This window comes from Microvirga lenta, assembly GCF_020532555.1.
Lineage (GTDB): Bacteria > Pseudomonadota > Alphaproteobacteria > Rhizobiales > Beijerinckiaceae > Microvirga > Microvirga lenta.
Map to the genome: position 1 here is coordinate 1 of NZ_JAJBBR010000011.1, position 13,160 is coordinate 13,160.

12 protein-coding genes are annotated in these 13,160 nt (G+C 66.0%); 9 read left to right on the plus strand and 3 right to left on the minus strand.

Annotated features, from left to right (window positions below; translation table 11 throughout):
• Positions 1 to 77 precede the first annotated feature (77 nt).
• A complete protein-coding gene (gene rpsR, locus LGR44_RS16810) occupies positions 78 to 332 on the minus strand; it encodes a 30S ribosomal protein S18 (RefSeq protein WP_114769591.1) in 255 nt (84 codons plus the stop codon).
• 2 nt (positions 333 to 334) lie between these two features.
• Positions 335 to 745 carry a 30S ribosomal protein S6 gene (gene rpsF / locus LGR44_RS16815; RefSeq protein ID WP_226741870.1) on the minus strand — a complete coding sequence of 137 codons (411 nt, stop codon included), beginning with the start codon at positions 743 to 745 and terminating at the stop codon, positions 335 to 337.
• Between the two features lie 360 nt (positions 746 to 1,105).
• On the opposite strand from rpsF, the gene LGR44_RS16820 reads away from it, so the two are divergent.
• The 6 genes from LGR44_RS16820 to LGR44_RS16845 all read left to right on the plus strand — a co-directional run bounded on the left by LGR44_RS16820 (position 1,106) and on the right by LGR44_RS16845 (position 6,711).
• Positions 1,106 to 1,852 (plus strand): pyridoxine 5'-phosphate synthase, encoded by a 747-nt coding sequence (locus LGR44_RS16820; RefSeq protein ID WP_226741871.1) that lies wholly within the window; start codon positions 1,106 to 1,108, stop codon positions 1,850 to 1,852.
• 31 nt (positions 1,853 to 1,883) lie between these two features.
• Positions 1,884 to 2,285: a holo-ACP synthase gene (gene acpS / locus LGR44_RS16825; protein ID WP_226741872.1), complete on the plus strand. Its 402-nt coding sequence runs from the start codon at positions 1,884 to 1,886 to the stop codon at positions 2,283 to 2,285.
• Positions 2,286 to 2,384: 99 nt separating this feature from the next.
• Positions 2,385 to 3,161, plus strand: a complete 777-nt coding sequence (gene lepB / locus LGR44_RS16830; RefSeq protein WP_226741873.1) for a signal peptidase I — start codon at positions 2,385 to 2,387, stop codon at positions 3,159 to 3,161.
• Positions 3,162 to 3,165: 4 nt separating this feature from the next.
• On the plus strand, positions 3,166 to 3,876 hold the full coding sequence (gene rnc, locus LGR44_RS16835) for a ribonuclease III (RefSeq protein ID WP_226741874.1): 711 nt from the start codon (positions 3,166 to 3,168) through the stop codon (positions 3,874 to 3,876).
• Positions 3,863 to 4,777, plus strand: a complete 915-nt coding sequence (gene era, locus LGR44_RS16840; RefSeq protein ID WP_226741875.1) for a GTPase Era — start codon at positions 3,863 to 3,865, stop codon at positions 4,775 to 4,777. The genes rnc and era overlap by 14 nt, the downstream gene beginning before the upstream one ends.
• A 158-nt stretch (positions 4,778 to 4,935) precedes the next feature.
• On the plus strand, positions 4,936 to 6,711 hold the full coding sequence (locus tag LGR44_RS16845) for an adenylate/guanylate cyclase domain-containing protein (RefSeq protein WP_226741876.1): 1,776 nt from the start codon (positions 4,936 to 4,938) through the stop codon (positions 6,709 to 6,711).
• 57 nt (positions 6,712 to 6,768) lie between these two features.
• Here the strand turns inward: LGR44_RS16845 and LGR44_RS16850 are convergent, their stop codons facing one another.
• Positions 6,769 to 8,796 carry an OmpA family protein gene (locus LGR44_RS16850; RefSeq protein ID WP_226741877.1) on the minus strand — a complete coding sequence of 676 codons (2,028 nt, stop codon included), beginning with the start codon at positions 8,794 to 8,796 and terminating at the stop codon, positions 6,769 to 6,771.
• Positions 8,797 to 8,989: 193 nt separating this feature from the next.
• Here LGR44_RS16850 and recO point away from each other — a divergent pair, with 193 nt between their 5' ends.
• The 3 genes from recO to LGR44_RS16865 all read left to right on the plus strand — a co-directional run bounded on the left by recO (position 8,990) and on the right by LGR44_RS16865 (position 13,065).
• Positions 8,990 to 9,721: a DNA repair protein RecO gene (gene recO, locus LGR44_RS16855; protein ID WP_226741878.1), complete on the plus strand. Its 732-nt coding sequence runs from the start codon at positions 8,990 to 8,992 to the stop codon at positions 9,719 to 9,721.
• 66 nt (positions 9,722 to 9,787) lie between these two features.
• Positions 9,788 to 12,034 carry a DNA topoisomerase IV subunit A gene (gene parC, locus LGR44_RS16860; RefSeq protein ID WP_226741879.1) on the plus strand — a complete coding sequence of 749 codons (2,247 nt, stop codon included), beginning with the start codon at positions 9,788 to 9,790 and terminating at the stop codon, positions 12,032 to 12,034.
• Positions 12,035 to 12,258: 224 nt separating this feature from the next.
• Entirely contained in the window at positions 12,259 to 13,065 is an 807-nt protein-coding gene (locus tag LGR44_RS16865) for a calcium-binding protein (RefSeq protein WP_226741880.1), read from the plus strand.
• The last annotated feature ends 95 nt before the right edge of the window (positions 13,066 to 13,160 follow it).

The following is a 13,160-nucleotide window of genomic DNA, read 5'->3' on the forward strand; positions in this document are numbered from 1 at the left end:
CGCCCCGGGGGTTTTGCCCCCGCGGGCCCCCGACAGGGAAAACGGGGGCCGCCCCCGGGCGCCCCGCCTCGATGGTCTTAGCGGATCACGTAGGGCAGCAGGCCCAGGAAGCGGGCGCGCTTGATCGCCTGGGCGAGCTCACGCTGCTTCTTGGCCGAGACGGCCGTGATGCGCGAAGGAACGATCTTGCCGCGCTCCGAGATGTAGCGGGACAGCAGCTTCGTGTCCTTGTAGTCGATCTTCGGAGCGTTCGGGCCCGAGAACGGGCAGGTCTTACGACGACGGAAGAAAGGACGACGGCCGCCGCCGGCGCCACCAGCACCAAATGCCATGATTAAGCCTCCTCGCCTTCGTTGCCGCCGCCGAAGCCGGCGCCGTCACCATCGCGCTCGCGGCGCTCGCGGTCCTTGCGCTCGTCGCGGTCGCGCTTCTGCATCATCACGGACGGCTCGGTCTCGAGCTCGTCGACGCGGATGGTCATGAAACGAAGGATGTCTTCGTTGATGCGCATCTGACGCTCCATCTCGGCCACCGCCTGAGCGGGGGCGCTGAGGTTGAACATCGTGAAATGCGCCTTGCGGTTCTTCTTGATGCGGTAGGCGAGGGACTTCACGCCCCACATCTCGGTCTTCTCGACAGTGCCGCCATTCTGCTGAATGACGTCCTTGTACTGGTCGACCATTGCTTCGACCTGCTGGGACGTCACGTCCTGGCGAGCCAGAAAGATATGCTCGTAGAGAGGCATAGTGGGCCTTTCTCAGGTTTGGGTTCAGGCTCTGGATTCGGATGAATGCCGTGAGCCGGTTTCGCGCGTCCGATCGGCGCCAAGCCCTTCGAGCCTGCAAGGCCCGAGCGGTTGTCGAAGGCGGAGACACGGGACGACGGGACCTGCTAAAGACCCTGCATGGAAGACCATGCCGTCCGTTCAGCCCCCGGCCGGAGCGAACGCGAAGCGGGCGCTATAGTCCATTTGTTCCGGCAAGGCAAGGGACGGCAGCCTGCCCCGGCTGCCGCACCGGCCGGGAAACGCCGATTGCGGTTGATAGCGTTCCAGCGTGGCCGGAAGAACTCTGGTCAAAGGGCGAGGCTGGGATAAAACAGCTTCATGAACGCTCCTCCTCTTCGCCTCGGCGTCAACATCGATCATGTCGCAACCGTCCGGAATGCCCGCGGGGGCTTCCACCCGGACCCCATCCGGGCCGCCAACATGGCGGTTCTGGCCGGGGCCGACGGGATCACGGCCCACCTGCGCGAGGACCGGCGGCACATCCGCGACCAGGACATGGAGCGGCTCAAGCGCAACCTGTTCGTGCCGCTCAATTTCGAGATGGCCGCAACGGCCGAGATGGTCGAGATCGCGACGCGGATCCGCCCCAATGCCTGCTGCCTCGTGCCGGAAAAGCGCGAGGAGCGAACGACCGAGGGCGGGCTCGACATCATCGGCCAGGGCGCGCATCTGCGGCCGGTGATCCAGGAGCTGAAGGATCTGGGCATCCGGGTCTCCCTCTTCGTCGAGCCGGAGATCGAGGTCATGGACGCCGCCTGCGAGCTGGGGGCGCCCGTGGTCGAGCTTCATACCGGGACCTATTGCGAGGTCGGGGACGAGGAGGAGCGGGCCCATGAGCTGGAGCGCCTGCGCCGGGCGGCGGAGCATGGGGCCAAGATCGGGCTGGAGATCCATGCGGGCCACGGCCTGAGCTTCGATACGGTGCGCCCGGTCGCCGCGATCCCGCAGATCGTCGAGCTCAATATCGGTCACTTCCTCGTGGGCGAGGCCATCTTCATGGGTCTGGATGAGGCGGTTCGCTGCATGCGGGTCGCAATGGACGAGGGGCGGGCCCAGATAACGTGAGCCTAGCCTTTTCCGCCACCAAGGACATCTCATGATTCTCGGAATCGGGTCCGACCTGTGCGACATCCGTCGCATCGAGCGCTCCCTCGAGCGCTTCGGGGACCGTTTCACCCATCGCATCTTCACGGAAGGGGAGCGCGCCCGCAGCGACCGCCGTGCCGCACGCGGCCCCTCCTATGCCCGCCGCTTCGCCGCGAAGGAGGCCTGTGCCAAGGCCCTGGGAACCGGGCTGAGCCACGGTGTCTTCTGGCGGGACATGGAGGTGGTCAACCTCCCGACCGGCCAGCCGACCCTGCGCCTGACGGGAGGGGCCCTGGAACGGCTAAGGCGCCTGACGCCGGAAGGGCACGAGGCGGTGGTTCACGTGTCTCTTACGGATGACCCACCTCTGGCCCAGGCCTTCGTGATCATCGAGGCACGCCCCATAAAGTAAGTTGGGCCGCGTTGCGGCAGAACGCGCATTGGGCTAGACCGCCGCAACGACTTGAGACGGCTTCGAGCCGCAGCATTCCTCAAGCATGGATCGAATTACGTGAGCGACAACGCCAAGAAGTACGCCGGCGACAGCGTCAAGAAGGACGAAAGCGGCCTCTGGGAGACCATCAAGGTCATCGTCCAGGCGCTGCTGATCGCGGTGGTCGTCCGCACCGTGCTGTTCCAGCCCTTCAACATCCCCTCGGGCTCCCTCATCCCGACCCTGCTGATCGGCGACTATCTCTTCGTCTCCAAGTATTCCTACGGCTATTCGAAGCACTCCATCCCCTTCAGCCCGCCCGTGTTCTCGGGCCGCATCTTCGGCTCCGAGCCGAAGCGCGGCGACATCGCGGTCTTCAAGCTGCCGAAGGACAACTCCACCGACTACATCAAGCGGGTGGTCGGGCTGCCCGGCGACCGCATCCAGGTGATCGGCGGCGTGCTGCACATCAACGGCCAGCCGGTCCAGCGCGAGCGGGTGGAGGACTTCCAGACGACCGATCTCTACGGCCGCACGATCTCCGTTCCCCGGTACAAGGAGACCTTCCCCGAAGGCACCTCCCACTACGTGATCGAGCGCGACGGCGACCGGGGCTACTGGGACAACACCAACGTCTACACCGTCCCGCCGGGCCATTACTTCATGATGGGCGACAACCGGGACAACTCCACCGATTCCCGCGACGAGGCCAATGTGGGCGACGTTCCGGCGGAGAATCTGGTCGGGCGGGCGGAGATCATCTTCTTCTCCATCGACGAGAACGCGTCCCTGTGGCGTCCGTGGGAATGGCCCGGATACATTCGCTGGAACCGCATGTTCGAGCGGATCAAGTAAGCCCGTGGCCCGCCGCAAGCCCAATATCGACGACCTGCTCCGCCGGCTCGGCTACCGCTTCGAGCGGATGGAGCTTCTGGACGAGGCGCTGACCCATGTCAGCGCACCCAATGCCGGCGGGCAGAGCTACCAAAGGCTGGAATTCCTGGGCGACCGGGTCCTCGGCCTCGCCATCGCGGAGATGCTCTACAAGACGTTTCCCGGCGCTCCGGAGGGCGAGCTGTCCCGGCGCCTCGCCGATCTGGTGCGCCGCGAAAGCTGCGCCGAGGTCGCCGAAGCCTGGGACGTCGGCCCCTATGTGAAACTCGGCGCCGGCGAGGCTCATTCCGGCGAGCGCCGGAACCAGACGATCCTGGCCGACGTGAGCGAGGCGATCATCGGGGCGGTGTTCCTCGACGGCGGCTACGATGCGGCCAAGGCCCTCGTCGAGCGCTCCTTCAAGGACCTCCTGGCAACGCCCCGGCGCCCGCTTCGGGACCCGAAGAGCGCCCTCCAGGAATGGGCGCAGGGGCAGGGACTGCCGCCCCCGACCTATACGGTGGTGGAACAGACCGGCCCGGACCATGCGCCCAAATTCCGGATCATGGTCAAGGTGAAGGGCAAGGAAACCGCCTTCGGGCTCGGCACATCGAAGCGCATCGCGGAACAGGCGGCGGCGCGAAGCCTTCTCTTACAAGAGGGTGTCTGGACGGAGGAAGAGCATGGCGTCGCCTGAACAAACCAATACGAAAGCCGGCTTCGTCGCTCTGATCGGCGCGCCCAACGCGGGCAAGTCGACCCTGCTCAACTCGCTCGTCGGCTCCAAGGTCTCCATCGTGTCGCGCAAGGTTCAGACCACGCGGGCGCTGGTGCGCGGCATCGCCATCGAAGGCGAGGCCCAGATGGTGTTCGTCGACACGCCCGGCATCTTCAAGCCCAAGCGCCGGCTCGACCGGGCGATGGTCACCTCCGCCTGGGGCGGCGCCGCCGACGCGGACGTGGTGGCTCTTCTTCTCGACGTCCGCAAGGGCATCGACGAGGAGGCCGAAGCCATTCTCGGCAAGCTGCCCGAGCTGAACCGGCCCAAGATCCTGATCCTCAACAAGATCGACCTGATCGAGCGTTCGAAGCTCCTGGAGCTCGCCCAGACCCTCAACGAGAAGGTGGCTTTCGCCCACACCTTCATGATCTCCGCCCTCAAGGGAGACGGGCTGGCGGCCCTGAGGCGCCAGCTCGCCGAAATGATGCCGGAAGGTCCCTGGCTCTATCCCGAGGACCAGATCTCGGACGCGCCCCTGCGCATGCTGGCGGCCGAGATCACCCGCGAGAAGATCTACGAGCGCCTGCACGAGGAGCTGCCCTACCAGTCCACGGTCGAGACCGACCAGTGGCAGCAGCGCCCGGACGGCTCCGTGCGCATCGAGCAGACGGTCTTTGTGGAGCGGGACAGCCAGCGCAAGATCGTGCTCGGCAAGGGCGGCCAGACCATCAAGGCCATCGGCCAGGCGGCCCGCAAGGAAATCGCCGAAATCGCCGAGGCTCCGGTCCATCTCTTCATCTTCGTGAAGGTCCGCGAGAACTGGAGCGACGATCCCGAACGCTACCGGGAGATGGGGCTGGAGTTCCCTCGCGGCTGAGCCCGGTTTCACAAAATCCCGCTTCTGTGGGTCCGAATTGGCCCAAACTACGCTTCTCCGCGTTATAGCCTAAGGGTTTCGAGCGAGCGCACCATCTCCGTGTGCAGCTTTCCCGATGCCGCACGGCCGATCCTGCCGACGTCGAGCTGGAGATGGACATGCCCGGTCCTTCTGACCAGAAGTCGCAGAGGCGTCTCGCAGCCATTCTTGCTGCCGATGTGGCAGGTTACTCGGGCCTCATGTCCCTCGACGAGGAGGGAACCCTCCTGCGCCTCAGGCATCTGCGGCGGGAGGTCGTGGTCCCGACCATCCAGGCCCATGGCGGCCGCCTGGTGAAGACCACCGGCGACGGGTTCCTGATCGAGTTCTCGAGTCCCGTGGAGGCGGTCCGCTGTGCGGCGGAAATCCAGGAGGCGCTCGCGGCGATCGCCGCCGAGGACCCGGCCACGACGCTGTGGCTCCGGATCGGCATCAATCTCTGCGACATCATCATCGACGAGGATGGAGACGTCTACGGGGACGGAGTCAATGTCGCCTCTCGCCTGGAGCAGATCGCCGTGCCGGGAGGCATCTGCATTTCGGGCAAGGTCTGGGAGGAGGTGAGGGGCAAGGTCCCTTACGCCTTCGAGGACAGGGGCGAGCAGCAGGTCAGGAACATCGCGCGGCCCATCCGCATCTACTGCCTCAACGGCGCCCAGGGACCGCCGGAGCTGGCCATGGATGCGTCGCCGTCCCTGGCGCTGCCGGATCGCCCGTCCATCGCCGTTCTGCCCTTCGTCAACATCAGCGGCGATCCGGAGCAGGAGCACCTGGCCGACGGGATCGTCGAGGACATCACCTCGGCCCTCTCCCGGGTGCGGTCCTTCTTCGTCATCGCCCGCAACTCGGCGTTCGCCTACAAGGGGCGGGCGGTGAACTTCCAGCAGATCAGCCGCGAGCTCGGCGTTCGCTACGCCCTCGAAGGGAGCGTGAGAAGGGCGGGCAACCGGGTTCGGATATCGGCCCAGCTCATCGATGCCACGGAGGGCACCCACCTCTGGGCGGAGCATTACGACGGGGTCGTCGAGGACCTGTTCGATTTCCAGGACCAGATCACCGCCAGCGTGGTGGGGGCGATCCAGCCCTCCATCCGTGCAGCCGAGATCGAGCGGGCGAAGCGAAAGCGCCCCGAGAGCCTCGACGCCTACGACCTCGTCATGCGGGCTCTGCCCCTGGTCTGGGCGCTGGAGCGGGAAAGCAATCTGGAGGCGACGCATCTGCTCGAGGAGGCCCTGCGTCTCGATCCCACCTATCCGCTGGCGCTTTCGCTGCTGGCCTGGTGCCGGGGGCAGCGGGTCGTCTATAACTGGACCGAGCGCTCCGAGGAGGAGAGACAGGAGGCCTTGCGCCAGGCGCAGGCGGCGGTGTCCCTGTCGTCGGACGATCCGTTCACGCTCGCGGTGCTGGGCGCGGCCCTCTCGATCACGAGGGAGTTCGGAAGCGCCGCCGCCGTGCTCGCCCGCGCGCTGGCGCTGGACCCGAACTCGGCCTGGGCCTGGAACCGCAGCGGTTGGCTGCACGATTACCGCGGCGATGCGGAAACCGCGATCAGCCATTTCGAGCGGGCCCTGCGCCTGAGCCCCTTCGACCCGATGGCCTTCAACTGCGACATGGGCATCGGGGCCGCCCACTTCATCGCCGGGCGCTACGAGGAATCCATCGCCTGGCAGGAAAAGGCCCTGATGGCCCATCCCAATTCCGCATGGATCCACCGCAACCTAGCGCCGGCCTATGCCCTTGCCGGACAGAGGGGCAAGGCGGCGGAAAGCGTGAGGGAGCTCCTCAAGGCCTATCCGGGAATGCGGATCTCGGACGTCACCAGCGCGCTCGCCTTCACCGACGAGGTCCTGGGCCGCATCGCCGAGGGACTGCGCCTCGCGGGACTGCCGGAATAGAAAACGGCCCGGCGGGAGCCGGGCCGTTCATGGTCGGTGTTGCGGGACGGGACCGCCTTACTGCTGGGTCGCCTGTCCCTGAAGGAGCGGAGTGATCCGGCGGATCGTCGCCCGGCGGTTCTGCCGTTCGGGGTTCTCCGTGTTGACCTTCAGATACTGCTCGCCGTAGCCCTGCGTCGTCAGGTTCTCGGCCGGGATGCCGAAACGCTGCGTCAGGGCCGCCGCGACCGCTTCCGCACGCCGGTCCGAGAGGGTCAGGTTGTCCTCGTCCGAGCCGACGGCGTCCGTATGGCCCTCCACGAGGAAGATCTCGTTCGGGTTGTTCCGGAGCGCGGTCTGAATGGCCTGGGCGATGCCCGTCATGGCGCCGATCTGCTCCTCGGGAAGGGCCCAGGAGCCGAAGTCGAACGTGACGGTGTCGAGGTCGACCCGGCGCATGCGCTCGCGCAGCGGCTGGCTCTGGCGGACCTCGTCGAGGGTGTAGGCACGTTCGATGCGCTCCACCGGAGGCGCCGTGAAGGCCTCCACGAGCTCCTCCTGGGACGCATCCTCCACCTCGACGATGTACTCCTCGCGCGGGATCCGCACGACCGGCGGCGGCAGGCGGACCACGTCCTCACGGACATAGCCGAAGCCGCGTCCGACGCCGGGCCGGATGTCGCCGCGGCGGTTCTCGATGAGAATGACCTCGCGTCCCGCGGGCTCGCGCCTGATGCGGCGCAGGAGATTGCCGTACTCGTCGCGGACCGTGACGATCTCGGTGCCGTCGGGCCGCTCCACGATGGTGACCTCTTCGCCCCCGCCGCGCCGTTCCACGCGCACGTCGGCGTCGCGATAGGCCCGCCGGAACCGTTCGGTTTCGTCGTGGCGGATGATGACCTGGTCACCCTCGCGGATGATGGTGCGGGCACCCGGCTCCTCGATGATGACCCTCCGGCCGCCTTCCTCGACACGCTGACGGCGCTGATTGCGAAGATCCTCGATGCGCACGTTCACGCCGGGATCGAAGGCCGGGCGGACGCCGCCGGGAGCCGTACGCGGACCGGACTGGGTCTGCGGTGCCGTCTGCGCGGGAGCCTGAGCCGGTGCAGGGGCCTGGGGAGCCGTCTGCGTGGGAGCCGTCGGCTGCGTCGCAGGTGCAGCCGGAGCAGGCTGCGTGGTCGGCGCAGGCTGCGTGGTCGGCGCAGGCTGGGTCGCGGGTGCCTGTGGGGTCGGGGCTGCGGGAGCGCTCTGGGCCGGGGCGGTCGGAGCCGGGGCCGTCTGGGCGGGAGCCGTCGGCGCCGTCTCGGTCGCTGCCGGCGGAGTGGCCGGTCGGTCCGGACGCTGTCCGCGCGGGCGTCCGCCGGGCGTATCGTCGTCGGTCCGGTTCCGCGGGGCCGTTCTCTCGGCGGGAGCCGCCGGGGTGGCCGGCGTGGCCGCGGGAGGTGTCGGGCGCGTGGCCGGGGCATCGTCAGCCCCCGGCTGCCGCCTTCTCTGCTCGGCAGGCGACGGCGCATCGGGCGTCCGCTCCTGGGCGGAGGGCCGCTGCGGGCGCTCGGGCGACTGGGCCGGGCGCGCGGGCTGTGCCGGAGCCGTGCCCGAAGGCGGCGTCGGCCGTTCCGTCGCGGGGCTGGGATCCCGACGTCGGCGCGGGGCGTCCTGAGCGTCCTCGGCGGGCGCCGCCCGAGGCGAGCGCGGCGGCTCCCGGTCGCCGCCGGGGGCTCCGCGAGGCGCACGAGGCGTGTCCTGCGTGTCGCCCGGGGTCACGGCGCGGGGGGAGCGGGGCGCGTCCGAGGCATTGCCAGGACCCTCGCCGCGGCGAGGGCCGCGGCCCTCCGGCTGCCGGGCATCGCCATCCTGACCCTGCGCCGCGGGGCGCGGGCCACGATCGGGCCGCTCGCCGCGGCCCGGAGACGCGGAATCCGCATCCGGCCGGGCCGGGCGGTCGGGACGGCCCCGGCGGGGCAGTTCCTCGTCCGCGTCCGGCGTCGCCTGGGCAACGACGAAGGGCTTCAGGGGGGCTGATTGGGGTGAAGCCGCGACCGGAGACGCGATCAGCATCAGCGGTATGGCGGCGCTCGTCAGAAACCGGGAAGTAATTTTCATGATTTAACTCGTACCCTGGGCAACATGAACACCGACAAAACGTAGCCGTGTGTTTGGTTCCCTTATGGAATGCGTGAGAGGCGGAAAAGCTCCCGGGAAAATGCGCCGGTAACCTTGGAAAATATGGAAAATTTGCGCCCGAATGCTTACATGCGGCATGTACGGCACTGCTGAACGCGAGTACCCCAATTCCATGCAATGGACCGATGAAGGCATCGTTGTCGGCGTCCGGAAACACGGCGAATCGAGCGTCATCCTCGAGCTGATGACCCGTGAACACGGCCGCCATCTCGGCCTGGTCCATGGCGGCCGCTCCAAGACCCTTCAGCCGGTGCTGCAGGCCGGGAACAGCGTCCACGCCACTTGGCGCGCGCGGCTCGACGAGCATCTGGGCACCTACCAGGTCGAAGCCTCGCAGCTGCGGGCGGCCCATTTCATCGGTTCGCCGATGGCGCTCTACGGCCTCGCCACCCTGTCCCACCTGCTGCGCTATCTTCCCGAACGAGACCCTCATCCTGCCCTCTACGAGACGCTCTCCGTTCTCGTGGACCACCTGGACGATCCCGATCTCGCGCCGGCGCTGTTCGTGCGCTTCGAGCTGGCGATCCTGGCGGAATTCGGCTTCGGGCTGGACCTGTCCTCCTGCGCCGCAACGGGCACCCGGGACGATCTCATCTACGTGTCGCCGAAAAGCGGGCGCGCGGTCAGCGCCGGGGCCGGGGAGCCCTACAAGGACCGCCTTCTCAGGCTGCCGGGCTTCCTCATCGGCCAGATGCGCACCAACCGGCCGCGGGATGAGGACATCCGTGCCGGATTTGCACTCACCGACTTCTTCCTGCATCAGAACGTCTTCGAGCCGCGTGGGCAGGCGGCGCCGGCAGAGCGGGCGCGTTTCGTCGCACTGGCGACAGCTGGGGATGAGTAGGGTTTGTTTCTGTTATGTTCTCATTTCAAATGATAAGAACTGATTCGCAGTTAGGGTTTTCGATTCATGGGTAAGCCGGTCAATCCACCGTCAGGCGGCGAAATCGAGACGATCAATCTCAAGGATGCGCTCGAGGAGCGCTATCTCGCCTACGCGCTCTCCACCATCATGCACCGGGCGCTGCCCGACGCACGAGACGGGTTGAAGCCGGTCCATCGCCGCATTCTTCACGCCATGCGCCTTCTCCGGCTCGACCCCCGGTCGGCCCCGAAGAAATGCGCCCGCGTGGTCGGCGACGTGATGGGCCAGTACCACCCCCACGGCGACCAGTCGATCTACGACGCCCTCGTGCGCATGGCGCAGGACTTCGCCCAGCGCTATCCGCTGGTGGAGGGGCAGGGCAATTTCGGCAACATCGACGGCGATAACGCCGCCGCCATGCGCTATACCGAGGCGCGTCTGACGGAGGTGGCCCGGCTGCTCCTGGAGGGCATCGACGAGGACGCGGTCGATTTCCGCGAGACCTACGACCAGACCAACGAGGAGCCGGTCGTACTCCCGGCCGCCTTCCCGAACCTGCTGGCCAACGGCTCCCAGGGCATCGCGGTCGGCATGGCGACCTCGATCCCGTCCCACAACGCGGCCGAGCTCTGCGACGCGGCGCTCTACCTCATCGGCCATCCGAAGGCCACGTCGGAGCAGCTCCTGAGCTTCGTTCCCGGCCCCGACCTCCCGACCGGCGGCATCATCGTCGACACGCCGGCCTCCATCGCCGAGACCTACCGGACCGGACGCGGCTCCTTCCGCGTGCGCGCCCGCTGGCACAAGGAGGAGGTCAAGCGTGGCGTCTGGAACATCATCGTCACCGAAATCCCCTATGCGGTGCCGAAGTCCCGCCTGATCGAGAAGATCGCCGAGCTGCTGCAGGAAAAGAAGCTGCCGCTCCTGGCCGACGTGCGCGACGAGTCCGCCGAGGACATCCGCATCGTGCTGGAGCCCCGCGCCAAGACCGTCGATCCCATCATCCTCATGGAATCGCTCTTCAAGCTCACCGAGCTCGAGAGCCGTATTCCCATGAACGTGAACGTGCTCGCCGGCGGCAAGGTGCCGAAGGTGCTCGGCCTCGTCGAATGCCTGCGCGAGTGGCTGGACCACCGGCGCGAGGTCCTGATCCGCCGCTCCGGCTTCCGCCTCGCGGCCATCGACAGGCGCCTCGAAATCCTCGGCGGCCTCCTCATCGTCTATCTCGACCTCGACCGGGTGATCAAAATCATCCGCGAGGAGGATGAGCCCCGCCAGGAGCTGATGCGCGTCTTCAAGCTCACGGAGATCCAGGCCAACGCCATCCTCGACACCCGCCTGCGCAGCTTGCGCAAGCTGGAGGAGATGGAGCTCAAGCGCGAGCAGAAGAACCTGCAGGACGAGAAGGCCACCATCGAGAACCTCCTCGGCTCCGAGAAGGCGCAGTGGAAGGCCGTGACGGCGGAGATCCGCGAGGTCCGCAAGACCTTCGGTCCCGAGACGGCTCTCGGCAAGCGCCGGACCACCTTCGCCGAGGCGCCGGACACCTCCGACATCGACTTCGCGGAGGCCATGGTCGAGCGCGAGCCGATCACGGTCATCGTGTCCGAGAAGGGCTGGATCCGCGCCATGAAGGGGCACCAGGCCGATCTCTCGGCCGTGCAGTTCAAGGGCGACGACCAGCTCAAGACGGCGTTCTTCGCGGAGACCACGTCCAAGATCGTCGTCGTGGCGACGAACGGGCGCTTCTTCACCCTGGAGGCGTCCAAGCTCCCGGGCGGGCGCGGCTTCGGCGATCCGATCCGCCTCATGGTCGATCTGGAGGAGGGGGCCGACTTCATCGCGGCCTTCCCCTACAAGGCCGGAACGAAGCTCCTCGTGGTCGGCTCCGACGGGCGCGGCTTCGTGGTCCCGACCGACGACATCGTGGCCAATACCCGCAAGGGTAAGCAGATCCTCAACCTCGACGCCCCGGCGAAAGCGGTGGTGTGCACGGAGGCCGAGGGCGACCACGTCGCGATCATCGGCGAGAACCGGAAGCTTCTGATCTTCCCCCTGAAGCAGGTTCCCGAGATGACCCGCGGCAAGGGTGTGCGCCTCCAGCGCTACAAGGATGGCGGCGTGTCCGACGCCAAGGTCTTCAAGCTCAAGGAAGGCCTCACCTGGAAGGACACGTCCGGCCGCACCTGGACCGTGGCGAAGGAAGACCTGCGCGACTGGATGGGCGATCGCACCGAAGCCGGTCGCCTGCCGCCCAAGGGCTTCCCGAAGTCGAACACCTTCGGTGAGTAAGAGGCCGTAAGTCACTCAATATTGCGGTCGCATCGAGCTGCAGAATAGTGAAACAGCGCCCGAAGGGGGCGCTGTTTTTTTGTTGAAGACTTCTAGTGACGTAATTCTGCAATTTTGCCCAGATCGAGTCCTGCTGAGCTTACTACATGCTGTGTAGAGACATGCTAAATTTAGTTGCTTTCCTACGCTCGCTATGATGTTGTATAATTACAAAAGGAGGGGCGATGGCCACAGTCGATTGGAAGGCTCCTGCAGAAAAGACCTACCGCGATGGCGTACCTTATACATTCAACGGATTCGATTTCCGAAAGGTAATCTTGGATAACGTTTGGCGGAAGTCGGAGGAGTCGACGTCGGCGTTCTCCGGGACGTCAGTCAGTCCGCACCGCCCTGGAATTGTTAAGGATACTTATCAAGGCTCATTCATACTGCAGTCCAACACCTACATTGTTGATGGTACTGTCACAAGTTTCACACGCTACAACAGTGAGCAATACGCCGGCTCGATCACAGCGCTTACTATCCCATACAAGACGTTGCTCAATGCCTCGGAGACGCCAGACAAGGCAGATGATATAGCTCTATTTCGGGAGGCTTTCGCCGGGGATGACGTTCTATCCGGCGGGAATTCGAATGACAGATTGGAGGGCTTCGCCGGCCAGGATGTGATCCGGGGCGGTCGTGGCTCCGATAAGCTATACGGCGGGGGTGGCGCGGACCGGTTCGTCTATGCTGCCGGGCAGGACAGCGCTAACTCGGTCAAGAAGCGTGATGTCATCTATGATTTCTCGAAGCGCGAGGGCGACAAGATTGACCTTTCTCTGATCGACGCCAATTCGACGAAGGGTGGCAATCAGGCATTCAAGTACATCGGCCGCCGGGACTTCCAAAAGAAGGCGGGCGAGCTGCGTTACGAGAAGGTCAAGGGCAGTTCTTACGTCTATGGGGACATCAACGGCGACGGAAAAGCCGATCTCACGATCCTGATCAAAGGTGCTGCGACCATGCCCAAGGGATACTTCATTCTCTAGTTTGCGCCCCTCAAGCGTCGTCCCTCCCTATCGGCGGCAGCTTCTCAGTAGTACCTGTATAAATCAGACTACAAACTGCGCCTGCCTTGCCGGCC

Coding starts and splice junctions, on each gene's coding strand:
- rpsR (WP_114769591.1), bottom strand. CDS start 332: ATGGCATTTGGTGCTGGTGGCGCCGGCGGCGGCCGTCGTCCTTTCTTC.
- LGR44_RS16845 (WP_226741876.1), top strand. CDS start 4,936: ATGCCCGGTCCTTCTGACCAGAAGTCGCAGAGGCGTCTCGCAGCCATT.
- recO (WP_226741878.1), top strand. CDS start 8,990: ATGCAATGGACCGATGAAGGCATCGTTGTCGGCGTCCGGAAACACGGC.
- rpsF (WP_226741870.1), bottom strand. CDS start 745: ATGCCTCTCTACGAGCATATCTTTCTGGCTCGCCAGGACGTGACGTCC.
- parC (WP_226741879.1), top strand. CDS start 9,788: ATGGGTAAGCCGGTCAATCCACCGTCAGGCGGCGAAATCGAGACGATC.
- acpS (WP_226741872.1), top strand. CDS start 1,884: ATGATTCTCGGAATCGGGTCCGACCTGTGCGACATCCGTCGCATCGAG.
- LGR44_RS16820 (WP_226741871.1), top strand. CDS start 1,106: ATGAACGCTCCTCCTCTTCGCCTCGGCGTCAACATCGATCATGTCGCA.
- LGR44_RS16850 (WP_226741877.1), bottom strand. CDS start 8,796: ATGAAAATTACTTCCCGGTTTCTGACGAGCGCCGCCATACCGCTGATG.
- era (WP_226741875.1), top strand. CDS start 3,863: ATGGCGTCGCCTGAACAAACCAATACGAAAGCCGGCTTCGTCGCTCTG.
- LGR44_RS16865 (WP_226741880.1), top strand. CDS start 12,259: ATGGCCACAGTCGATTGGAAGGCTCCTGCAGAAAAGACCTACCGCGAT.